The 20,702-nt window shown below is 65.7% G+C and carries 20 protein-coding genes and 1 pseudogene; 7 read left to right on the forward strand and 14 right to left on the reverse strand.

The annotated features are described in order from the left end of the window. Positions 1-24 precede the first annotated feature (24 nt). The 7 genes and pseudogenes from K2Y56_RS18900 to K2Y56_RS18930 all read right to left on the reverse strand — a co-directional run bounded on the left by K2Y56_RS18900 (position 25) and on the right by K2Y56_RS18930 (position 7,023). The gene (locus K2Y56_RS18900; RefSeq protein WP_292511052.1) at positions 25-2,442 is read right to left on the reverse strand and encodes a conjugal transfer protein TrbE; all 2,418 of its coding nucleotides are present in this window, start codon (positions 2,440-2,442) and stop codon (positions 25-27) included. Positions 2,443-2,445: 3 nt separating this feature from the next. Then, positions 2,446-2,733: a conjugal transfer protein TrbD gene (trbD, locus tag K2Y56_RS18905; RefSeq protein ID WP_292511054.1), complete on the reverse strand. Its 288-nt coding sequence runs from the start codon at positions 2,731-2,733 to the stop codon at positions 2,446-2,448. Next, complete coding sequence (locus K2Y56_RS18910; protein WP_292511057.1) at positions 2,726-3,091, reverse strand: TrbC/VirB2 family protein; 366 nt, start codon at positions 3,089-3,091, stop codon at positions 2,726-2,728. Before K2Y56_RS18910 ends, trbD begins: the two co-directional genes overlap by 8 nt. Further along, positions 3,081-4,052: a P-type conjugative transfer ATPase TrbB gene (trbB, locus tag K2Y56_RS18915; protein WP_292511060.1), complete on the reverse strand. Its 972-nt coding sequence runs from the start codon at positions 4,050-4,052 to the stop codon at positions 3,081-3,083. The genes K2Y56_RS18910 and trbB overlap by 11 nt, the downstream gene beginning before the upstream one ends. Before the next feature lie 590 nt (positions 4,053-4,642). After that, positions 4,643-5,113 carry an Lrp/AsnC family transcriptional regulator gene (locus K2Y56_RS18920; protein WP_292511063.1) on the reverse strand — a complete coding sequence of 157 codons (471 nt, stop codon included), beginning with the start codon at positions 5,111-5,113 and terminating at the stop codon, positions 4,643-4,645. Positions 5,114-6,417: 1,304 nt separating this feature from the next. Then, a complete protein-coding gene (locus K2Y56_RS18925; RefSeq protein ID WP_292511066.1) occupies positions 6,418-6,699 on the reverse strand; it encodes an XRE family transcriptional regulator in 282 nt (93 codons plus the stop codon). A gap of 5 nt (positions 6,700-6,704) precedes the next feature. After that, positions 6,705-7,023: pseudogene (locus K2Y56_RS18930) on the reverse strand (type II toxin-antitoxin system RelE/ParE family toxin). On the opposite strand from K2Y56_RS18930, the gene K2Y56_RS18935 reads away from it, so the two are divergent. Then, on the forward strand, positions 6,995-7,225 hold the full coding sequence (locus tag K2Y56_RS18935; RefSeq protein WP_292511069.1) for a hypothetical protein: 231 nt from the start codon (positions 6,995-6,997) through the stop codon (positions 7,223-7,225). The pseudogene K2Y56_RS18930 and the gene K2Y56_RS18935 overlap by 29 nt on opposite strands. A gap of 3 nt (positions 7,226-7,228) precedes the next feature. Further along, complete coding sequence (locus K2Y56_RS18940; RefSeq protein ID WP_292511072.1) at positions 7,229-7,600, forward strand: hypothetical protein; 372 nt, start codon at positions 7,229-7,231, stop codon at positions 7,598-7,600. A gap of 95 nt (positions 7,601-7,695) precedes the next feature. On the opposite strand, the gene K2Y56_RS18945 is transcribed toward K2Y56_RS18940, so the two are convergent. Beyond that, positions 7,696-8,820, reverse strand: a complete 1,125-nt coding sequence (locus K2Y56_RS18945; RefSeq protein ID WP_292511075.1) for a histidine kinase dimerization/phosphoacceptor domain -containing protein — start codon at positions 8,818-8,820, stop codon at positions 7,696-7,698. A gap of 1,363 nt (positions 8,821-10,183) precedes the next feature. Here K2Y56_RS18945 and K2Y56_RS26565 point away from each other — a divergent pair. The 5 genes from K2Y56_RS26565 to K2Y56_RS18965 all read left to right on the forward strand — a co-directional run bounded on the left by K2Y56_RS26565 (position 10,184) and on the right by K2Y56_RS18965 (position 13,552). Then, positions 10,184-10,576 (forward strand): sigma factor, encoded by a 393-nt coding sequence (locus K2Y56_RS26565; RefSeq protein WP_366849119.1) that lies wholly within the window; start codon positions 10,184-10,186, stop codon positions 10,574-10,576. Continuing rightward, positions 10,494-10,748, forward strand: a complete 255-nt coding sequence (locus K2Y56_RS18950) for a sigma factor-like helix-turn-helix DNA-binding protein (protein ID WP_292511078.1) — start codon at positions 10,494-10,496, stop codon at positions 10,746-10,748. The genes K2Y56_RS26565 and K2Y56_RS18950 overlap by 83 nt, the downstream gene beginning before the upstream one ends. A gap of 116 nt (positions 10,749-10,864) precedes the next feature. Continuing rightward, the gene (locus K2Y56_RS18955; protein ID WP_292511081.1) at positions 10,865-11,410 is read left to right on the forward strand and encodes a VTT domain-containing protein; all 546 of its coding nucleotides are present in this window, start codon (positions 10,865-10,867) and stop codon (positions 11,408-11,410) included. A 72-nt stretch (positions 11,411-11,482) separates the two neighbouring features. Continuing rightward, the gene (locus K2Y56_RS18960) at positions 11,483-12,727 is read left to right on the forward strand and encodes a YeeE/YedE family protein (RefSeq protein ID WP_292511084.1); all 1,245 of its coding nucleotides are present in this window, start codon (positions 11,483-11,485) and stop codon (positions 12,725-12,727) included. A gap of 405 nt (positions 12,728-13,132) precedes the next feature. Next, positions 13,133-13,552: a cytochrome c gene (locus K2Y56_RS18965; RefSeq protein WP_292511087.1), complete on the forward strand. Its 420-nt coding sequence runs from the start codon at positions 13,133-13,135 to the stop codon at positions 13,550-13,552. A 159-nt stretch (positions 13,553-13,711) separates the two neighbouring features. On the opposite strand, the gene K2Y56_RS18970 is transcribed toward K2Y56_RS18965, so the two are convergent. The 6 genes from K2Y56_RS18970 to K2Y56_RS18995 all read right to left on the reverse strand — a co-directional run bounded on the left by K2Y56_RS18970 (position 13,712) and on the right by K2Y56_RS18995 (position 20,694). Further along, positions 13,712-14,953 (reverse strand): multidrug ABC transporter ATPase, encoded by a 1,242-nt coding sequence (locus tag K2Y56_RS18970; RefSeq protein WP_292511090.1) that lies wholly within the window; start codon positions 14,951-14,953, stop codon positions 13,712-13,714. Between the two features lie 300 nt (positions 14,954-15,253). Next, positions 15,254-17,677, reverse strand: a complete 2,424-nt coding sequence (locus K2Y56_RS18975; protein ID WP_292511093.1) for a phosphoketolase — start codon at positions 17,675-17,677, stop codon at positions 15,254-15,256. 2 nt (positions 17,678-17,679) lie between these two features. Beyond that, positions 17,680-18,489, reverse strand: coding sequence for a Cof-type HAD-IIB family hydrolase (locus tag K2Y56_RS18980; RefSeq protein ID WP_292511097.1), 810 nt, complete (start codon positions 18,487-18,489; stop codon positions 17,680-17,682). After that, the gene (locus K2Y56_RS18985; protein WP_292511193.1) at positions 18,486-19,040 is read right to left on the reverse strand and encodes a gluconokinase; all 555 of its coding nucleotides are present in this window, start codon (positions 19,038-19,040) and stop codon (positions 18,486-18,488) included. Before K2Y56_RS18985 ends, K2Y56_RS18980 begins: the two co-directional genes overlap by 4 nt. A 59-nt stretch (positions 19,041-19,099) precedes the next feature. After that, positions 19,100-19,843, reverse strand: a complete 744-nt coding sequence (gene pgl, locus K2Y56_RS18990; protein ID WP_292511197.1) for a 6-phosphogluconolactonase — start codon at positions 19,841-19,843, stop codon at positions 19,100-19,102. Next, positions 19,843-20,694 (reverse strand): Cof-type HAD-IIB family hydrolase, encoded by an 852-nt coding sequence (locus K2Y56_RS18995; RefSeq protein WP_292511100.1) that lies wholly within the window; start codon positions 20,692-20,694, stop codon positions 19,843-19,845. The genes pgl and K2Y56_RS18995 overlap by 1 nt, the downstream gene beginning before the upstream one ends. Between the last annotated feature and the right edge of the window lie 8 nt (positions 20,695-20,702).

Here is a 20,702-nt window from a genome sequence, read left to right on the forward strand (position 1 = left end):
GCCTTCAGCTGATGGTTCGGCATGTCACAGCCCCCTTTCGTTGAGCCAGCGGGCCGGCCAATCGGACCCGAACCGGGCTTCGAGCTCGCACACGCGGCGGAGGTCGTCCTTGCCGGTCGCGCCGACGAAGCTAAGCCCCACCGGGCCCAGCGCGAGGTCGAACAAGCGCCGGCCGTCGGGCTGGACGAGGTAGTAGTGTTGCTTCGGCGTGGCGCTCGCAACGATCTCGATCTGACGCTCGTTGAGGCCGAAATCTCTGTAGAAATCGACCGTCCCGGCCTCCTTCGCGGCATGGTTCGGAAGGAAAATCTTGGTCGGGCAGCTTTCTTTGATGACGTCGACGATGCCTGAGTTCGCGGCGTCGCTGAGAGACTGCGTCGCCAGAACGACCGCGCAGTTCGCCTTGCGCAGCACCTTCAGCCACTCGCGGACCTTGTCGCGGAAGGTCGGGTGCCCGAGCGCGATCCAGGCCTCGTCGATGATGAAGAGGCTCGGCTGGCCCTCGAGCCGGCTTTCCATGCGATGGAACAGGTAAAGCAGGACCGGAATGACGATCCGGTCGCCCATTGCCATCAGCTCCTCGATCTCGAAGGTCTGGAATGCCTCGAAGTCGAGCGTGTCGGCCTCGCTGTCGAGGAGCGACCCCAACGGACCCTCCATCGTGTAGGGCTCGATCGCCTCCCGGAGCTCCTTGGACTGCAAGGTGGTGTGGAAGTCGGAGAGCGTCTTGGCCGTCCGCGACTGGCGCGTGATGGTGAGGGCGCGCTGGATCTCGTTGCGGAGCTCCGGCGTGAGCGTGACGTTCTGCAACTCCACGAGCGTCGAGACCCACTCGGCCGCCCATGCCTGATCGGCGTCGGTTGCAATGCTGCCGAGCGGGCAGAAGGCGAGCGTCCCGTCCGAGCCGCCGATATCGTAGTGCTTGCCCCCGACGGCCAGCGTCAGCGGCAACATGGAGCGGCCCTTGTCGACCGCGAAGACCTGCGCCTCGGGATAGCGCCGAAACTGCGCCGCGATGAGGCCGAGCAGCGTCGACTTGCCCGAGCCGGTCGGGCCGAAGATCGCCGTGTGGCCCAGGTCGCCCGAGTGCAGGTTGAGGCGCATGGGAGTCGAGCCCGTCGTGGCCACCTGCATGAGCGGGGGAGAGTCCGGCGGATAGAACGGGCACGGATTGACGGCGTGCCCCGCCCAGACGGCGTTGATCGGCAGCATGTCGGCCAGGTTGAGGGTGTGGATCATCGGCCGGCGGATGTTCTGAACACCATGGCCGGGGAGGGAGCCGAGATAGGCTTCGGTCGCGTTGATGGTTTCGATGCGGGCCGAAAAGCCGATGCGCTGAAGCTCCTTGCGAACGGCCTGCGCATCCTGTTCCGCCTGATGCAGGTCCGCGCCGTGAATGACGATGTTGGGCGTGTAGTAGCCGTAGGTGACGAGGTTGGAGGCCGCCTCGGACATCGCCGACTCGACCTCGCCGACCATCGCCACCGCGTCCTGATCGACGACCCCACCGTGCGGATTGAAAACCTGGTTCAGGAAGGAGCGGGTCTTCTGCGCCCACTTTCGGCGGTGCTTGGCGAGGTGTTTCTGGACGTCAATGGCGTCGAGGCCAATGAAGCGGGTCGACCAGCGATAGGGGATCGCCAGCTGGTCGAGCACGTTCAGGATGCCGGAATGCGAGTCGCTCGGGAACCCGTCGATCGCCACCACGACGATATACTTGTCGCCGATCATGGGCGTGATCGCCGACACGAACTCGTCGCCCAAAAGAGCATCGAGATACATGGGGATCGGCGGCAGGGCGATCGGATGATCGTTGCCGGTAACGCAGAAGTTAAGATGCTGCAAAAGGCGGTCGAAGACCCGTGTGTGGCCCTGATCGTCCATCACCTCTACGGCGCCGAGCGGCTCGACGCGGAAGACGTTGTCGAGGGCCTTCTCGATCTCCTCGCAGGTGCGCTTGAACGTGCGGAGCATCACGTCGGCGTAGCTCTCGCGGCGCCCGCCCGTCTCGGTATACATCATGCTCGCCACCTTCGAGGCGCGCATGTCGGGCGGGTTGTAGGTGAGCACGAACACGTGCCGGCTCTCGAAGAATGAACCCGCGGCCTGGAAGCGCGCGCGGCGCTCCTCGTCGATGGCGCGAGACACCCAGTCCGGGAAGGCGGACCGGGAGGGGTCCGGATAGCTGACCGCCGGCGTGCGGATCGCGTCGACATGGAGCATATAGCCCGTGCCGAGGCGAGCCAGGATCGCGTTGAGCTGGGCGCTCAAATGGTCGCGCTCGAGCGCCGTGGCGCTCTCCGTGTCCGGCCCGTCATACTGCCAGGCCGTCATCAGAGAGCCGTCCTTGTTGAGGACGATGCCGTCCTCGACCACGGCCGCGTAGTTCAAGAGGTCCGAGAACCCGCGCTTGTGCGGACGGTATTGCTTGAGCGCCAGCATGGATCAGGTCCTCACGAAAGGCCCGGATTTCGCGTCGTAATGCTGCGAGTACTTGATGTGCCGCAGGTAGAGGTTCCGCATGAGGGGGTCCGCTTTCGCCATCCAGCGTAGGCCCCACATTCCGAAGAACCAGACGACGATCCCGATCACGACCGTGTACCAGGAGGCCAGAAGCACGATCAGGAAGGCGGTCGAGAGGATCGTCACGAGGACGAGTTCCCGATCACCCCCCATCAGCAGGTTCGGCCGGTTCAGGGCGCGGTAGATCGGGATCTGCCGCAGCTCAGCCATGCGCGGCGCCCACCAGCGTCGAGACCGGCGCGCCGATCGATGAGGACGTCGAGCCGTAGAGGGTGGTGAGCAGGTTCGAGCCGCCGAGGAGGAAGCCGCAGGCCAGAACGACGAGGGCGGCCCGACGGGCGAAGTCCGTCATCTCGCCGCCGAACACCAGCATGGCGCCACCGGCGAAGAACGCGATCACGCCCACCGCGAGCGCCACCGGGCCCGAGAGCGAGTCCTTGACCTTGTTGAGCGGGGTTTCCCAGGGCAGGCCGCCGCCCGAGGAAGCGAAGGCCGGGTCGGTGACGAGCGTGACGGCCAGGACGGCCACCAGCGCGAAAAGAACGAGGTTCACGGTCTTAGGCGACATCACGAAGCTCCTGATGGGTAAGGTCCTTGAAGACGTACTCGCCGGCTCGCACGCCCTTGACGGCGACCAGTTCTTCGATCCGGCGCGAGGTGTCGGTGCGCTGAATCGACACCACGATATTGATTGCCTCGGCGAGCAGGTGCGGCATGGGCCGCTCGCTCGCCTCGCCGATCAACTGCTCCATCCGGGTGAGAGCCGCGCGCGCGTCGTTTGCGTGAATGGTCGCGAGGCCGCCCGGATGGCCGGTGTTCCAGGATTTCAGAAGGGTGAGCGCGGCCCCATCGCGGACCTCGCCCACGATGATGCGGTCGGGTCGCAGGCGCATCGACGCCTTCAGGAGCATGTTCATGCTCACCGTGTCGGAGGTGCGCAGAAACTGACGGTTCGCCGCCGCACACTGGATCTCGGCCGTGTCCTCGATGATGACGAGGCGGTGATCGGGCGTCAGCCGCTCGACCTCCCGGAGCAGGGCGTTGGTGAGCGTGGTCTTGCCCGTGCCGGTGCCACCCACAACCAGGATGTTGCGCCGATCGCGCACGGCCGCGCGAAGGACGTCGGCCTGGTGCGGGGTCATGATCCCGCCGGCGACATACGCCTCGAGCGGAAACACGGCCGACGCCTTCTTGCGAATGGCGAAGCTCGGCCGCGCCACCACCGGCGGCAGCATCCCCTGGAAGCGCGCGCCCAGGATCGGCATTTCGCCGGAGAGGATCGGGTTCTCGCGCGTGCAGGTGGTCGCGAGCGACGACGCGATCGTGCCGATGATGGCCTCGGCACGCTTGGCATCGAAGCTGTCCTCGACCTTCGCCATCGGCTCGCCGAGGCGCTCAACGAACAGCGCGCCATCATCGTTCAGGAGGACCTCGACGACCTTGGGATCGTCCAAGGCGTCGCAGATCCGCTCTCCCAGCTCTTCGCGCAGCTTGCGCGTCAGCCGCCGCCGCGTTTCGTCAGTCGACATTTCCCCGTCCGTCTTCGGCCCTTGCAGCGATCCCGTTCAGCGGGCATTGGCCCGACGCCGGCTGTCGTCGGCTTGAGCCGACGCGGATCCTCGCTCATGAGCCGCGCCGCTGCCGCCACATGCGGGCAGGGCTCGAAGGCATCGCTGGCGGCCGATACTCATCGCGGTAGCGAGTGCGATCGCCACAGGCTTGGAAGTTGCCTGAACCCGGAGCGACTCTCCGCGCTGGACGGTGGCTATGCGGAGCGGCTCGTACGCGCTCGCCGGGCGCACAACGGCAGAGGGCTGCACCGGAGCACCCGGTGCGCAGCGCTCGATAAGCGCGTTGAAGCGGCTCATCATCGGACCCGCTCGAAGCATCTGTCGCATAGGAGCCCCCGTGCCTTGGTTGGCCGCCTTCAGGCGTGTGCTGGCACGAGGGGTAGCCGAAGGTTCCCGTCAGGGTCCCTGAATTTTGAGCCCCAAAGGGTCACGAATCCTGACGGCGGGAGTTCTCGGGGTCACCGAAAGTGAAATCTTGCCCTCGCCACCACGAGAGTTTTGGGGCGTTGCTCGAGCGACACGATTCGCTTTGGCGTGATCCGGGTGGGCTAACTTGCCGCCGAGAACGGGATCGCAAGGCCGCGCTTTGACCATCGCAGCACCACGTGGGTTCTGATGTTCTTCAGTTGCGGGAAGTCGGCCTGCAAGCGGCGGAGCGCCGCCTCGTATTCATCCAGAGTGCGGCTCATCACCAGAAGGACGACGTCGACCTCGCCCGTCACCACCCACGCATTGGTGATCTCGGCCCTGGGCAGCACGGATTCCATGAACTGGTCGACTGTGGATGGACCATCCGGGTCGAACGAGCACCAGACCAGCGCACTCACGAAGGGGCCAATAGCCTTCAGATCGAGCACCGCAACGGTGCCTTCGATGAGGCCGCTCCTGTGCAACTTCTTCAACCGCTTCACGACGCCCGTCGGCGACATGTTGACCTCGCGCCCGATTTGCTCCCGCGTGAGCGAGTTATTCTTCTGAATGATAGCGAGGATCTTTTCGTCCTTGTCGTCGAGTTTCATGGAAGTGGCTCATCTCAAAAAGTGCTATGCTGCATCCTTGATGTAGTTTTTCGGTATTCGCGCGGCGGGTCGGACTCTCGTGCCGAGATATAAACATCCAAGTTCACGCCTTCACCTGATGGACAGGCATTACATGGCATGTTCTTTAGCAGCAGAGATTACTGGGCCAGCCGTTTATGGCTGAGGCCCTGTGCCGCCTTTCGCCCGTTGCCCAACGAGGCATCCGGCGCGCGGCCTGGGACGAGAGGAGGTGGCCGGCCCGGAGTCGCTGGTGGGCAACGGGAGGCGGAGCCGCCCGGCGCGATGCGTTTCTAGGCTGCTTTGGGCGGTCGATCGAGGCGGTAGCGCTCGGCTGAAGGGGGCGGGCTCTGTCCCACCCACGCGGGGACGACCCGGTCGGCACGGGCGGTCACGGCAACCGGTCCGACCGGCAGAATTCCTAGGGCGCAACACAGCATGCAGGACGAGACCATCGCTGGATGCGGTTGCAGTGCGCCATTCGGCTCACGCGGTTCCCGATTTAAGATCATGTGCGCTTGATGCTCAACCGTGCGAGCACCTAAAGGCAAGTCAGCCCTTCGGCAGAAGCCCGCGCCGAGCAACTGAGAAAGGACGAAAAAGACCAGTACAAACCGAAGCCCGTGGCTCGGAAATTCTGCCATGCGGTGGGAGACTTTGCTCGGCGAGACAGGGGTCGGCCAGCAGGACCGCGCACGCCATTCGGGAAACAGCGATGCATCGCCTCGAGCCGAGGCACTCCTGCGGAGGCAATCTGCGGCTGTCACGGCGTCGGTGACCTCCCGCGAACATTCTATGACACCTCCGTCAATTCTGCTCCCCAATCAGTGCATAGCTGGCACGCGGCGCAACTGGGATCGGAGATTGAGGGATCGGCGCATCCGGATGACGTGGACGCGCTGAGCGCAGCGCCAATGCGGGCGCGCCGCGTCGGAACATATCTCGCGACGAGCAGACATCGCGAGGAATCCGGCCACACCGCTCCAGCCGTTCCGAGACTGCCGCAGGCCCCGTCCTCTCGGAAGCCTCTTACAAGCCTTCATCTGATACCGCCCCCCGCCAGGATCAAGGCTGCAGCCGTCCGGCCGTTCGGGACCTCGCGCCAGTGCTGCCGGGCCGCTACTGATCGGTTCGGGTGCGACCACGAGCGAGGCCGAGGAGATCGCCAAGGCCCATGTTCCCGCGGAGTAAGATCCCCTCTCAACGCTCCTTGTCGACGACACCCGGTCGCTATCGCTGGCCCGAACACCAGCTTGTCCCGAGCGCTCACGCTGGTGCCTCGCCAACTACGCCGTCTCGGAAACGCGAATCTCGACGGCCAGGCCGGCCTGAGCCGCGACGTTGACCAGGGCATCCAGCGAGAACTTGCTGATCTTTCCCGCGAGGAGATCGCTGATCCGGGGGCGCGTGATCCCGAGCCGCTTGGCGGCAGCTTCTTGCGTCAGCCCCCAACTCCCGATCGCCCGTTGCAAGGCGATCAGTAGATCGGACCGGGCCGTCATATTGGCCGCCTCGGTCGGCGTATCGGTGAGCGCATCCCACACGTTGTCGAAGGATTGAACTTCCATCGCTGCTACTCCTTCATCTCTCGAAGTCGCTTGGCGGCGAGCTCGATATCCCGTTGCGACGTTTGCTGCGTCTTCTTCTGAAAGGCGTGCAACACGGCGATCCGATCCGGGAGCGTGGCCAGGTAGACCACGCGAAACGTCCCCGAGGCCTCCCGCACCCGAAGCTCACGAACTCCTCGACCAACCTCCTTCAGCGGCTTCCAGTCGGCCGGATCCTCGCCCTCCTGAGCCCGTCGCAGCTGAAAACCCACTTCCGATCGGCGCCTCTGCAGGAAACTCCCGAATACGGGCAAGGGTGTCTCCCAAAAAGTCGACCCGCTTCATCCACCTCAATGTATCAAAACCGATACGGCCCGTTCGCAGCCGGCCGCGGCCAGCCTGCCCCGAGGGGCTCGACGCGTTCCACGATCCGATCGCGGCGGGGCGCACGCGCCACCTCGAGCGATGGTATCGGCGCCAGACCTCGGGCAAGAGTGCGACCTACCTCGTCGTGGCGGAATACGGCGTCGGGGTCGTGCACATCTGAGCGGTGCATCTCGGCGAGGGCGCCGTGCCGCTAAACTTTGCCGCGGAGTTCGCGACCGAGGTCTACGGACTCCAGCTGGCGCCGAGCCGCGCGGGAGCACGTTCGTGGTGGAAGCGTCTCTTGGGCCAGGGCGGGCGGTATCGACCCAATCAGGTGCGCTTCTACAGCTACGTTCCTTGGCATCTGCATCCGCTTGGGCACGAGCAGCTCTGGGAGCATCGGCTCCTTTGGCGCCGAGGCGGCTTCGTCGAGGAGGATCGGCGTGCAGGACTCGGACGGCGATTCGAAACCGTGCCGCCCGCGCTGGTCGATCTTGATCCCATCCCGTCCGCAAAGAGCGGCGTATTTCTCAGGTGGATAGGGCAGATGGATTGAACGGTCCTGCTCGGCCGTGCTTGCCCCCTTCGGACCCTGCGGAGGCCCGAGCCGCCCATTCCGGATCAGCATCGAGCTCAAGCTCTTTGAGGCGTTTATCCGGCGTTGACCACCTTGCGCGGGCGGCCGCCTGCAGTGGCCGGAAAGTAGATCGTGCATCTCCGACCGCCATCGTGGGACTGTGCCTCGTAGCCGCCGCCAAGTTGCCGGGCCATCGATTGGATCAGGCGCTGACCAAGACCCGTGCTCCCTGGCGCAGAGGCTGATTGACCCACCCCGTCATCAACGACCGTCAAGCAGAATCCTTGCCCCGAGCGAGTGAAATCGACCGTGATCGTGCCGGGGCGACCGTCGGGAAAGGCGTATTTGACGGCATTCGTCACCAGCTCGTTGACGATCAGGCCGATGGTGATCGCCTGAGCAAACGGGAACTGGCCGGCCTCGACCTCGGCCTGCAGGGCGATTGGCCGTGAGCCGATCATGCCGATCCGAAGGTCTTCGCACAGGTCCGTAAGGAATTCCCGCATATCTACCATGGAGCCTTGCCCAAACCGGGCAAGGCGCTGATGCACCCGGCCCATGACGTGGACCCGTTCGGACGCAGCAATCAGCTCCGTGCGGGCGGACGGATCCGCCACATCGCGCGCCTGAAGACGCAGGATTGCGGTCAAGTTCGCAAGGTCGTTCTTGAAGCGGTGCGTGAGGTCGTGAAGCAGGATCTCCTTCTCGCGCTCTGAGGCGGCGATCCGGTCGTAGGCGGCCGTAAGCTTGGAGTTCGCGTCAGCAAGCTGAAAGAAGGCCTTGTGCAACGCTTCACCGGAAAGCGCGGTGACCAGGCCAGTGCCCAAAAAGAGCACCAGCGTCCAAAAGTCTTCGCCACGGGCGAATTCGAGCGTGAAGACCGGGGCGAGAAGAAAGGCCTTGATGACGGCTGTACTCAGGAGCACCGCCCAGATCCCGCTTCCCTGCGCGAGGAAGAGGCTGGAGAGGATGACCGGGGGAACGAAGAAGATAAAGTGGTACCCTGGCGCGTCGTGCACGACGGTGTAGCGCATCAGAAAAGTGACGATGAGCACAAGGAGCGTCGCAATGGCGTAGCGCGCCCAGGTCGGCAGGTTATGCAGCCTGCGGGCGATCGCAAACCAAGCGGGCATAGGCGACCGCCTGCCGCGGCCTTCTTGGCTTCCCGGTCCATTTGTGGTCGCGTTGGCCGTGAGCATGGCTGTGCTCGTCGACATTTCCCTTCCCCACCCTTCGTCTCGCAGTTTGCCTTGACCTCACCGCAGGCTTGACTCTCGCGGCTTGTTCAAGCTCGGGATCCCCAATCATCATTGTCTACTCAATATGGCCGCCACTTCGCCTTGGCGACAAAGCTCTGCACGGAGCATCCGTTTTGCGTTAGCGGAGCTCGCGCCGTGTGCATGAGAGGCATACAGCACCCTCCTCGCATGACCTACCCGCGGCTAGCGGTGGCAGCCTTCAAGAAATGGCGAGTTCTGCTTAGAAGGCGAAAAGCAAGCGTCAGTTCTCAACAGCTCATGCCCGCTTTTACACAAGGCCAAACGCCGAATGGGAGTAAACCGATGTGGTCTCCGACGTTCGAGGCCGACACAACATCGCGCGTACACCGTATGGCTACCCTGCGCCTGATGCATAACGCAGGTTGACCTAAGTTATTGCACCTAGATGCGCCAGTGAACGAAATGCGGCGTTGGACCCGCACGCTGGCCGAACACTGGCGCGCTTGTGGGCATCGGACTGGGCGGAACAGGAGCGGTCCGATATATCGGAACCGGTCTCATCCGCCGGAACGCGGCAGCCGACCGGCCCGCTTGTCAACCCGCCCGGGAGGAGGCCCAAAAGGCCAGGGGCGAACCCGATCTTCGAGGAAAGATGGTCTCTCGCCGACGAACGTGGGATCTGCCAGTGCGGTGTAGATCGCTCCTCGTCGTACGCTCTCTTGTCCTCCTCGCCCTCCTCAGCCTCGCAGCCATTCTCCTGGGTGACAGCATCGCTGAGGCGCATGGCGCACCACCGGCCGCGAGCGTGGAGGCAGTCGGCTTTATCCATGTCGTGAGCTCCGAAACCGTTTCAGTTGCCGTGGCTTTGCGCAGCGACCGGATCGGCCTCTGTCCGAACGAAGATTCAGACGGAGGCTGTTGCGCGGGGGGCGCCTGCCACGCTGTGGGCAGCCTCGTCGTCTGGGCACCCAACTCAGTCGCAAAGGCGCCCAGCGACGTTCCGGAGCACCGCCCGTTCCCGGAGTGGTCCCTGATCCACGGCATGTTGCGCCCACCAAGACCCTAAGCACGGAGTTGGGGCCGGGTTGCCGGCCCGGGCGCGCTTCGTCGCGCCGTCATGCGTTCGGTCTTCCGAAGCAGGATTCCTGCCACCGCGGCACGCTCGCGCTTCGCTGCTTTGCCTGTCGTCGGGGAGCCATTCAGCCGAGTTCCGTCCGCTCGAACGCCTACGTTCGCGGTTGACGGACATCGACGGCAGTGTCGGACCGCAACGCTCCAACGACAACCCGATGGTCACCGCCCCTTTCCGGGCAGGAGCCTCTCGTCAGCGTGCTTCCCTCCCATGTCCTACCACAGTGTGTCCGTACGAGGGTCTCGCGAGAGCCCTCGCCACGTTCCGCGAGCAACCGCAACCCGCCCCGAATCCAAGCCGGCTGATGATCTCCAGGAGGAGGTCAGGGCAGCCCTGGTCCGGAACCGTGCATCTTTCCTGCGCTACCTGCGCCGGCGCCTTCGGACCGCACAAGCAGCGGAGGACGCTCTCCAGGACTTTTGCGTGAGGGCACTCCAGTCGAGCGATCAGCTGGCGGATTGCGCGCGCGTCGATGCCTGGCTTCGCTGCATCCTGAGGAGCACCCTCATCGACCTCGCATTTGGCCACGCTCAAGCCGGAATTCGCGGACCTGCTGCGGCGCGCCGATCTCCTCGGACAGTCGCACGCTGTGATCGCCTGTGATCTCGGGTTGAGCACCGGCAACGTCGCCGTACGGCTGCATCGCGCGCGCAAGGCGCTGCGTGAGGCGCTTCTCAGCCATGCGGAGATGTGCCCAACCGGCTGCTGTCTTCAACGCGGCCGCCATGCCCGGAGCCGGCGCTCAGCGGCGAACGGCAACGGCGGGTCGCCGTGAGGAGGAGCCGTCGGGTCGCGTCGGCTCGAGCCTTCCCGAGAGGCTGATCCATGCGTCGCACCCTGCGGCTTCCGCAGAGTGGACGACGGGTGGCGGCCTCGCATGAGGACTGCGGGATGATCGTACACGCGGCGGCGCAGCGGGTGTTGGCCTTTGTGATGCGTCAGGGAGCGCGCCCGGTCTTCCCTCTTCTCCTCGGCGGGTTCGCCTTTGTCGCAACGATCACACAGACGGTTCCGGTCGAATGGCTCGTCGTGGTCGGCGCCTTAACGAGCGGGCGGCGCTGGATGAGCGTCGCGTTCTGCGCCGCGACGGGAAGCGCCCTGGCCGCCCTCGGCCTCTACCTCGCTTTCCATCACTTCGGCTGGAGCGTGCTGGCCGAGCGCTATCCCGAGCTCACCACCTCGCGGGCTTGGGTGCAGGGGACAGACTGGCTGTCCCAGTACGGTTCCGTGACGCTGTTCGGGCTCATGGCCCTGCCGCTGCCGATCCCGAAGCTGCCCACCCTCGCGATGGCGGGAATCTATCGTCTGCCGATCCCGGAGGTGGCGCTCGCCATCTGGCTCGGCAAGATCGTGAAGTACTTCGCTTACGCGTACGTCGCGACGCGGTTCCCGAACGCCCTCCGGCGGCCGGTGCCGGCAACCAGGCTGAATTCATGAGACCCGTTCCTGAGGGCTCTGTAAATCGATCATCATCAGGCGCACATGCAAATTGAGAGAAGGAATTTGGGTATGATCGCATCCGCTGGCGTCCTGGCGTCCGGGCCTCAGCCATCCCAGGCTGCGTTGGCGCGAGTCAATCTGGTCCCGACCCTCGTTGCGACGGCCCTCCTCGTCACGGGTGCCGCCGTGCTTGCGGACACGGTGGACCACCGTCAGGCGGCTCTCTACGTGCTCGGGGCAGCCCTTGGCCTCGTTTTGTATCACGCCGCCTTCGGCTTCACGTCGGCTTGGCGGGTGTTTATCGCCGATCGCCGCGGCGCCGGGTTGCGCGCCCAGATGCTGATGCTGGCCATCGCCACCGCGCTCTTCTTTCCGGCCCTCGCCGCCGGCTCTCTGTTCGGTCAGCCGGTTTCCGGCTTCGTGTCGCCGCTTGGTCCATCGGTCGTGGTGGGCGCGTTCCTCTTCGGAATCGGCATGCAACTCGGCGGAGGGTGTGCGTCTGGGACCCTGTATACGGCTGGCGGCGGTTCGACGCGCATGCTGATCACGCTCGCCGCCTTCATCGCAGGCTCCGCGATCGGAGCGGCCCATTTCCACTGGTGGGTTGCCCTCCCGTCCCTGCCGCCCGTCTCACTTGTCAAGCTCTGGGGCCCTTGGACGGCGCTCGCCGCCCATCTTGTTGTGTTCGCGGCCATTGCCGTGCTCACGATCGTGCTCGAGCGACGGCGCCACGGGCGCCTGATCGCCGCGGACGAGCCGCCGCGGCGAGGCCTCGCACGTTTTCTGCGCGGACCCTGGCCATTGGTCGCCGGCGCGACCGCGCTCGCCATCCTCAACTTCATCACGCTGGCGCTGGCCGGGCGCCCTTGGGGGATCACGTCGGCGTTCGCGCTCTGGGGCTCGAAGATCGCGTGGACTCTGGGCTTCGACGTCGCAAGTTGGCCTTACTGGTCATCTCCCGCCAACAAAGCTGCGTTGGAGTCGAACGTACTCGCGGATGTCACCACGGTCACGGATATCGGCATTATAACGGGCGCTCTCCTCGCGGCCGGTCTCGCAGGCCGGTTTGCTCCAGTCTGGCGGGTTCCGCTGCGCTCCGCGCTGGCCGCCGTGGTCGGGGGCCTGCTTCTCGGATACGGCGCGAGGCTGGCCTACGGCTGCAACATCGGCGCGTACTTCAGCGGCATCGCATCCTCGAGCCTGCATGGATGGCTTTGGCTCGTGGCGGCCTTCGCCGGCAATATCCTCGGTACGCGGCTGCGCCCATTGTTCGACCTTGCCGTCGAACGAACGCCGAAGCTCGCCGGCTGCTGAGGACCTCACCAACCTTGGTTGGTGAGGAGGCGACGTTGCCCCCGTGTTGCCAGCGTGGTTGCCCGACCTGACGATCATGGACCTGCAGCTCGGCGGTAAGATAGTCGATGGTCGCGTCTGTCGGGGAAGCTGACGAACCCATCACGAAGCGTTTGCGCGAGCGGCCGACTGTAATCGAATGGGCGTGCCCGCGTCTCTCCATCTTGACGGGCAGCGCACAGCGGTCACCAAGATCCAGAAGGCGAAACTCCCTCGCCCTGGCGGCCGCCGCACGAACCGGTCGCCCCCTCGCCGGTGCGGTGGTCTCCTGGCGGGGCCGCCGCGGGACATCCCCTTCCGCACGGCCCCGCCTTCGGCAATGAGGTGCTGCGCTCCTTTTGTCATGGCGCTGATGGAAGCAGGCTTATGAACCGCTCGTCTTGGCTGGTCCTCTCGGCCGCGCTCCTCGGCGGCCTTGCCGTCATGTGGGCGCTCTCGCCTCGGACGCCGCAAGCACCGGCGCAGGTCAGCCGGCCAGCCACGCTGTCGGCGGATGCTTTGCAAGGCAAGAGGGCGTATGAGACCCATTGTGCCCGTTGTCACGGCGCGATAGGCGCCGGAACCGAGCAGGGGCCTCCGCTGGCCCACCGGATCTACGAGCCGGGGCACCACGCCGATGCCGCCTTTCACGTGGCCGTACGGGCTGGGGTGCGTCAGCACCACTGGAGGTTCGGCAACATGCCGCCGCAGCCCGAGGTGAGCGAGGCCGAGCTTCGTACGATCATCCGTTATGTTCGGGAGGTGCAGCGGGCGAACGGCATTGGGGACGGAGCACACGGGAGTTGAGGGCTCAACCTGTTGCTCTTTGGAGTCACCCAAAGGAAATGTCAAGCATCCCGGTCAATGGTGGCCATGGAAGCTGGGCGACGGAAAAACACGGCCGAATACCTGGCCAGCCTGAGCGGACGAACCTGCCGTCTCATGTCTGCCGATCCCGAACGCGCTTCAGCTCGCGGCGCTCGCCCCCTGGCCTGTCCGACCCTCGGCCGGACTGATCACCCGGACCACCTCGTCATAGCGGGCGCGGGCGTCCGACCAAGCCTGCATGAACTCGAACAGCGCCCGCAGCGACGGGTTGATCTCCCTATAGGCGGCAAGCGCCGCCACCAGCGCTCCGATCGACAGCCGCTCCTGGATGACGAGATATCCCCCGATCGTGAAGAAGAAGAAGGGCGTGAGGTTGGACGTGAAGTTGTAGAGGCTCTTGAGCCTCGCCTTCAGTTCGTTGATCCTCAGACGGATGTGCTCGAGCTCCTTCACCCGCCGCAACCGATCGCGGCTGAGCGAGGCGGACGATGGCGACGACGGCTCTGACGAGTGTGATAGAGCGCTGCTCAGGCTCCTGGTCGCATGAACGCGTTTGCGTACGGCGGCGTTGATGCGAGCCTGCAGGCGGGGCAGGACGGCAATCTGAACCGGCAGCATCACGGCGGCGGCAAGCGCCATCGCGACATCCTGCATGAGGAGAAAAACGAGACTTGTCAAAAGCGTGCCGCCCTGCAGAACAGGCACGCTCAGGATGTTGCCGCCGAAATAGCCGATGGGCTCGCACTCGCTGATTGCAACCGAGATCAGCGCGGCGCTGTCCGCCTTTGCTTGCTGACGCGCCCGCGTCCGCACCACGGCGATGCGAAGGCGCCTGACGATCCGTTCGGTGATCCGGCCTTGAGCGACGTTGGCGTAGTATTTGACGGTGCCATTCAGCGTAATGGCAGCGAGGTAACCGGCGCAGAGCACGAGCAGCAAAGTCATCCGATCCAGTGTGAGCCCGAGAAGGTCCATCTTCGGCCCGCCGGATGCGAGTGCATGATTGACGATATGTTTGGGCAGCTCGAGCGTGAGGTATGTCGTCGGGATGACGAGCAAAGAGATCGCGAGCAGCTTGATCTGGGGCCGCAGCGTCCAGCGTAGTACCGCGCGCTCGAGGGGCGGGTAACGCGAGGCTTCGCGAGCCATGGACCGGGCGCGGCTGCCCGCCTGACGTGAGCGAGATCGGGACCGAAGGAACGAGACGGTCCAGCGCGCCAGGCGAAAGCCGTGCCACGCCATCCAGCTCGGCATAATGACAAAGATCAGAAGAGAGATGACGGTTACCCACCAGTGGCCGTGCGGGTAATCGATCCCGAGCAACCGGTGAACGAGGTCATGGAGGGATTCGAGCAGCGCGCCGGTCCTTAGGTCGCTCACGTCGTATCCCTTGCGGGTAAGACGTTTGAAGCCGGTTGTCCGGTGCCAGTTACCTGTAGCGGTTCAGCTCTACGCAATCTCTTTACAGCACGCGAGGGCAAGCTTCAGGACCCAAGCGGCCCAAGCGCCCGAGGCCGCACGCGATGAACCTGCTCCAGATCTCCTCCGGTTTGCCAACCGGAACAGGTTGGGCTCGGGGCGCCCCGATGATCGCATTCACCTGAAGAGCCTCCAGCTGATCACCGGTCACCAGCTGCTCTCGCGAAGAGTCGATCGGGATCGCCGGAGTCTTCCCAGTCTTTAATCCCCGGCTTCGGCCGACGTCTTGTAGGGCCAACTCCAGTCCTGGATCTCGGGCAGGTCCTCGCCGTGGCGGCGCGTGTAGTCCTTGTGCTCCACGAGCTTGTCGCGGAAGCGCTGCTTGACGTGCGCCGCCCGCGAGCCGAGGCGGGGCACGCGCTCGATCACGCTCATCGCCAAATGGAACCGGTCGAGCTCGTTCAGCACGACCATGTCGAAGGGTGTCGTCGTCGTGCCTTCCTCCTGGAAGCCGCGGACGTGGATGTTGACGTGGTTGGTGCGGCGGTAGGTCAGGCGGTGGATCAGGTAGGGGTAGCCGTGATAGGCGAAGATCACCGGCTTGTCGGTCGTGAACAGCCCGTCGAACTCGCGATCGCTGAGCCCGTGGGGGTGCTCCTCCTTCGGGCGGAGGGTCATGAGGTCGACGACGTTGACGACCCGGATTTTCAAGTCGGGCAGCCCCTCCCGCAGCAGGCCGACGGCTGCGATGGTCTCGAGCGTCGGCACGTCGCCGGCGCAGGCCATCACCACGTCGGGCTCGGCGTCCTGGTCGTTCGAGGCCCAGTCCCAGATGCCGATCCCGGCCGTGCAGTGCGTCACGGCCTGGTCCATTGTCAGCCATTGCGGGGCGGGCTGCTTGCCGGCAACGATCACGTTGATCCGGTCGTAGGTGCGCAGGCAATGGTCCGTGACCCACAACAGGCAGTTGGCGTCGGGCGGGAGGTAGACGCGCACGACGTCGGGCTTTTTGTTCATGACGAGGTCGATGAAGCCCGGGTCCTGGTGGCTGAACCCGTTGTGGTCCTGGCGCCAGACATGGGAGGTGAGCAGGTAGTTCAGCGAGGCGATCGGGCGCCGCCAAGCCAGCTCGCGCGAGACCTTCAGCCACTTGGCGTGCTGATTGAACATCGAGTCGACGATGTGGATGAAGGCCTCGTAGCAAGAGAAGAAGCCGTGCCGGCCGGTGAGCAGGTAGCCTTCAAGCCACCCCTGGCAGAGGTGCTCGCTCAAGACCTCCATGACGCGGCCCTCGGGAGCGAGGTGCACGTCCTCGGGGAGGACGGGTCCGACCCATGCCCGGTCGGTGACCTCGAACACGGCGTCGAGCCGGTTGGAGGAGGTCTCATCCGGCCCCATGAGGCGGAAGTTCCGCGTGGCGGCGTTCAAGCGCAGGACATCGCGCAGATAGGCGCCCATCACGCGCGTCGCCTCGCCGTGCGATCCTCCGGGCTTGGGCACGTCGACCGCGTGGTCGCGGGTGTCCGGCAGCGTGAGCCGGCGCATCAGGATGCCGCCGTTGGCGTGCGGGGTCGCGCCCATGCGGCGCTCGCCCTCGGGCGCGAGGGCGCGGAGCTCGGGGCGGAGCCCGCCGTCCTCGCCGAACAGCTCGTCGGGCCTGTAGCTGCGCATCCACTCTTCCAGGAGGCGCAGGTGGTCCGGGTTGTCGCGCGCCCGGTCGATGGGCACCTGGTGCGAGCGCCAGAAGCCCTCGACCTTCTTGCCGTCCACCTCCTTCGGGCCGGTCCAGCCCTTGGGGCTGCGCAGCACGATCAGCGGCCAGCGGGGAAGCTCCGTGGAGCCGCCCCGGCGCGCCCGGTCCTGAATGGCCTCGATCCGGTCGAGCGCGTCGTCGAGCGCCGCCGCCATGAGCCGGTGCATCGGCTCGGGCTCGGAGCCCTCCACGAACAGGGGCTCGTAGCCGTAGCCGCTGAGGAGGCTGTGCAGCTCGTCCCCACCCATTCGCCCGAGAATGGTCGGATTGGCGATCTTGTAGCCGTTGAGATGGAGGATCGGCAGGACGGCCCCGTCGGAGGCCGGGTTCAGGAATTTATTGGAGTGCCACGAGGCGGCGAGCGGGCCGGTCTCAGCCTCCCCGTCTCCGACGACGCAGGCCACGATCAGGTCCGGATTGTCGAACGCCGCGCCGAACGCGTGCATGAGCGCATAACCGAGTTCGCCGCCCTCGTGGATCGAGCCTGGGGTCTCCGGCGCCGCGTGGCTCGGAATGCCGCCCGGAAAAGAGAACTGCCGGAACAGCCGGCGCATTCCGTCCGCATCCTGCGTGACCTCGGGATAGATCTCGCTATAGGTGCCTTCCAGGTAGGTGCTGGCGACCATGGCGGGCCCGCCGTGACCGGGGCCGCACACGTACATCATCGACAGATCGCGGGCTTTGATGACGCGGTTGAGGTGGGCGTAAATGAAGTTGAGCCCGGGCGTGGTGCCCCAGTGCCCGAGCAGGCGCGGCTTGACGTGCTCGGGCCTGAGGGGCTCGCGCAGGAGCGGGTTGTCAAGCAGATAGATCTGTCCGACCGACAGGTAGTTCGCCGCGCGCCAATAGGCATCGAGGCGCCCGGCTTCCTCCGCGCTCAAGGCGGGTCGCGTATCGGACGGCTGCGCTGGCCGCGTGGCGTTCTCTTTCATCGTCAGGAATCTCTCTGAAGGATGAAGCGTTCGACGGCGGCCGCAAAACCGTCCTCATCATTCGAAAGCGTGACGGCTTGAGCTTGGCGCTTGACCTGTTCGGTCGCATTGCCCATGGCGATGCTGTATCCGCCTCTGCGGAACATCGGGAGGTCGTTCTCCATGTCGCCGACCGTTGCGATGTTCTCTAGGGGGATCTGCAACTGGCGAGATAGACTATCGACGGCCGTGCCCTTATCGACGTCAGGCGGCGTGATGTCGAGGTAGTACAGCTGAGAGCGTGCGATCGAAGCGCTTGCGCCCAGGGCGGCCTGCGCCGCCGCTTCACATTCCTCCAGGCGGTCGTGATCGGAGCTCACCCCCACGATCTTGGCGGCACGGCTGAGGTAAGGCCCAAAGGTCGTGACCACGTCGGGCTCCGCTTGAATCGTCCGGCGCTCTCGTTCGACGTAGTCGCCGACCGGATCGGTCACGAGCCAGCAACCGGCCGGGAACACCCAGATGCCGACGCCGAAGGACGACAGGACCTCAATGGCCTGACGAGCCGCTTCAGGCGGAATGAAGCGCTCCTCGATCGGCTCGAGATCAGGCCTCACGATTGCGGCGCCGTTGAACGCGACCATCGGCAGCTGGAGTCCGAGCGGCGCGACCAGCATGCGCAGGCCGATCGGGGGACGGCTGCTCGTGATCGTGAAGGCAATCCCGTGTTCGGATAGGCGCCGCACCGCCCGCCGGCTCGCCTCGGTGAGGCGCTTGTCGGAGGTCACGAGCGTCCCATCGACATCCGACACCAGGAGTGAAATCTTGCTCATCCCTGATCGCGTCCTGGTCGAGGCGGGCGGGCAGAGCTCTCAGCGGTGTGAGCCACAGCGTCAGAATCCGGGTTGCCGCCCAGCTCCCTCACGATCACGTCGACGATCTCTCGGGGGCGGGCATCGATCGACACGACGATCGGGTTCTCGTCGGGGCCGGGCTCTTCCAGCGTCTCGAACTGGCTGTCCAAGAGCCCCGGCGGCATGAAGTGCCCGCTGCGAGCGGCCATCCGTCTTGCGATCAGCTCCCGCCCGCCTGTCAGGTAGACGATCCTCACGTCGCTGCGGCCGCCGACGAGAATGTCGCGGTAGGAGCGCTTGAGCGCCGAGCAGGCGAGGACGCCGTGCTGCCCGGCCGCGCGCGTCTCGTCGATCCAGGCGGCGATGGCCCGGAGCCACGGCCAGCGGTCCTCGTCGGTGAGCGGGACGCCGCTCTGCATCTTCTCGACATTGGCGGGCGGGTGGAACCAGTCGGCGTCCTCGAACGGCCAATCGAGCCGGTGCGCCAGCATCGAGGCGATGGTGCTCTTCCCGGAGCCGGAGACGCCCATAACGACGATCACCGACGGCAACTCGGCTTGCTGGACCTTGGGCGGGGATGATGCTCCGCTCACCGGCCGTCCTCCGGCGCGGCCGCACGATCGACCAGCCAGCGCAGCCGGCCCAATGGCCGCAGGCGCGCGGCGGGAAGGTCCTCGCCCGCCAGCACGCGGGCGAGCGCCTTGCGCTTGGCCGCTCCGCTCACCAGAAACAGCACCTCGCGTGCCGACTCCAACGCCGGGAACGTCAGGGTCACGCGGGGAACGAACGGCGCCTGGCCGGCTTCCTCGACCGAGGTCACCCAGCGTTCGCGCTCGTCGAGCGCCGGAGAGCCGGGAAAGAGCGAGGCGGTATGCCCGTCCTCGCCAAGGCCGAGCAGCACGAGATCGAACAAGGGGCGGGCGGGATCAAGTTGGCGCGCCCCGTAGAACTCCTTGAGTTCTTCCTCATACAGCTCGGCGCTATGTGCGGCGCTGTTCGAGGTCAGCGGGACGACATGAACGGTCTCGAGCGGCTCGGGCGCATGGGCCAGGAACGCGCCCCAGGCCATGCCGGCGTTGCTGCGCTCATCCCGCATGGGCACAAAGCGCTCGTCGCCCCAGAACCAGTGAACACGATCCCAGGGAATGCGCTTGCCATTGCCCTGCTCGAGGAGAAGCTTGTAGAGCCGCTTCGGGGTCGAGCCGCCGGACAGGCACACGGCGATCCGGTCGCCGGGAGAACTCGCGATGATCTCCCGGAAGGCGGCGGCCGCGGCCTGCGCGACGGCCTCCCCGTTGTCGAAGACGTGGACGTTCGCCGGCAGGGCGGCCATCATGCGCTCCCGCCCGAATTCGAATGCCCGTCATCGTCGAGCAAGTAGCGTTCGACGGCCTTGGCGAAGCCGTCGTCGGTGTAGGAGGCCGTCACCGCGTCCGCCTGCGACTGGACCTCCGCGCTCGCGTTGCCCATGGCAATCGAGAAGCCGCTCTTCCTGAACATCAGGACGTCGTTCGGCATGTCGCCGATCGTGGCGATCTCGTCCGCCGGGATGCCGAGCTCGCGCGAGAGATATTCGACGACAAAACCCTTGTTGGCCTCGGGGTGGGTCACGTCGACGTAATAGGGCTGCGACCGAGCGGCGGAGGCCTGCGCGCCCAGCCTCTCCTGGAGCGCCGCCTCGCAGGCCGCGACGCGGTCGTAGTCGTCGCTGACACCGACGACCTTAGCGGCGCGGTCGAACCCGCGCGCGAGGTCGTCCGTGACGGTCGGCTCGAACTTGACCGTCCAGGCCTCGCGCGCCACGTGGGCGGCGTCCTTCTTTCGGATCAGCCAGTCGTTGCCGGCGTAGACCCAGGCGTCCAGGCCGTGATCGAGGATGGTGCGGACCGCCTCTTCGGCGGCCGTGCGGGACAGGGTCTTCTCGGCGATGATCGAGAGGTCCGGCCGGACGAAGACGCCCCCGTTGAAGCCGGCGATAACGGTGTGGAGCGCAAGCGGCTCGATCAGCATGGCCATGCCGCGGGGCGGCCGGCCGCTGGTGACGGCGAAGCGGGCGCCCTTCCGCCGAAGGGCCCGCACGGCCGCGGCGGCGCGCTCGGTCAGGATCTTGTTCTCGTCGACGAGCGTGCCGTCCACGTCGGCAAGGAGGAGGGACAGACGTTGCGGCTTCGGGCGCGGGGACATGGCAACTC

It is taken from the genome of Methylobacterium sp. (assembly GCF_019745455.1).
Lineage (GTDB): Bacteria > Pseudomonadota > Alphaproteobacteria > Rhizobiales > Beijerinckiaceae > Methylobacterium.

Excerpts from the sequence above, each read along its gene's own strand:
- K2Y56_RS18900 (WP_292511052.1), bottom strand. The coding sequence starts at position 2,442 with ATGCTGGCGCTCAAGCAATACCGTCCGCACAAGCGCGGGTTCTCGGAC.
- K2Y56_RS18925 (WP_292511066.1), bottom strand. The coding sequence starts at position 6,699 with ATGGAAGTTCAATCCTTCGACAACGTGTGGGATGCGCTCACCGATACG.
- K2Y56_RS18975 (WP_292511093.1), bottom strand. The coding sequence starts at position 17,677 with ATGAAAGAGAACGCCACGCGGCCAGCGCAGCCGTCCGATACGCGACCC.
- K2Y56_RS18995 (WP_292511100.1), bottom strand. The coding sequence starts at position 20,694 with ATGTCCCCGCGCCCGAAGCCGCAACGTCTGTCCCTCCTCCTTGCCGAC.
- K2Y56_RS18980 (WP_292511097.1), bottom strand. The coding sequence starts at position 18,489 with ATGAGCAAGATTTCACTCCTGGTGTCGGATGTCGATGGGACGCTCGTG.
- K2Y56_RS18965 (WP_292511087.1), top strand. The coding sequence starts at position 13,133 with ATGAACCGCTCGTCTTGGCTGGTCCTCTCGGCCGCGCTCCTCGGCGGC.
- K2Y56_RS18945 (WP_292511075.1), bottom strand. The coding sequence starts at position 8,820 with ATGCTCACGGCCAACGCGACCACAAATGGACCGGGAAGCCAAGAAGGC.
- K2Y56_RS26565 (WP_366849119.1), top strand. The coding sequence starts at position 10,184 with ATGTCCTACCACAGTGTGTCCGTACGAGGGTCTCGCGAGAGCCCTCGC.
- pgl (WP_292511197.1), bottom strand. The coding sequence starts at position 19,843 with ATGGCCGCCCTGCCGGCGAACGTCCACGTCTTCGACAACGGGGAGGCC.
- trbB (WP_292511060.1), bottom strand. The coding sequence starts at position 4,052 with ATGTCGACTGACGAAACGCGGCGGCGGCTGACGCGCAAGCTGCGCGAA.
- K2Y56_RS18955 (WP_292511081.1), top strand. The coding sequence starts at position 10,865 with ATGATCGTACACGCGGCGGCGCAGCGGGTGTTGGCCTTTGTGATGCGT.
- K2Y56_RS18960 (WP_292511084.1), top strand. The coding sequence starts at position 11,483 with ATGATCGCATCCGCTGGCGTCCTGGCGTCCGGGCCTCAGCCATCCCAG.
- K2Y56_RS18910 (WP_292511057.1), bottom strand. The coding sequence starts at position 3,091 with ATGTCGCCTAAGACCGTGAACCTCGTTCTTTTCGCGCTGGTGGCCGTC.
- K2Y56_RS18985 (WP_292511193.1), bottom strand. The coding sequence starts at position 19,040 with ATGGGCGTCTCCGGCTCCGGGAAGAGCACCATCGCCTCGATGCTGGCG.
- K2Y56_RS18920 (WP_292511063.1), bottom strand. The coding sequence starts at position 5,113 with ATGAAACTCGACGACAAGGACGAAAAGATCCTCGCTATCATTCAGAAG.
- trbD (WP_292511054.1), bottom strand. The coding sequence starts at position 2,733 with ATGGCTGAGCTGCGGCAGATCCCGATCTACCGCGCCCTGAACCGGCCG.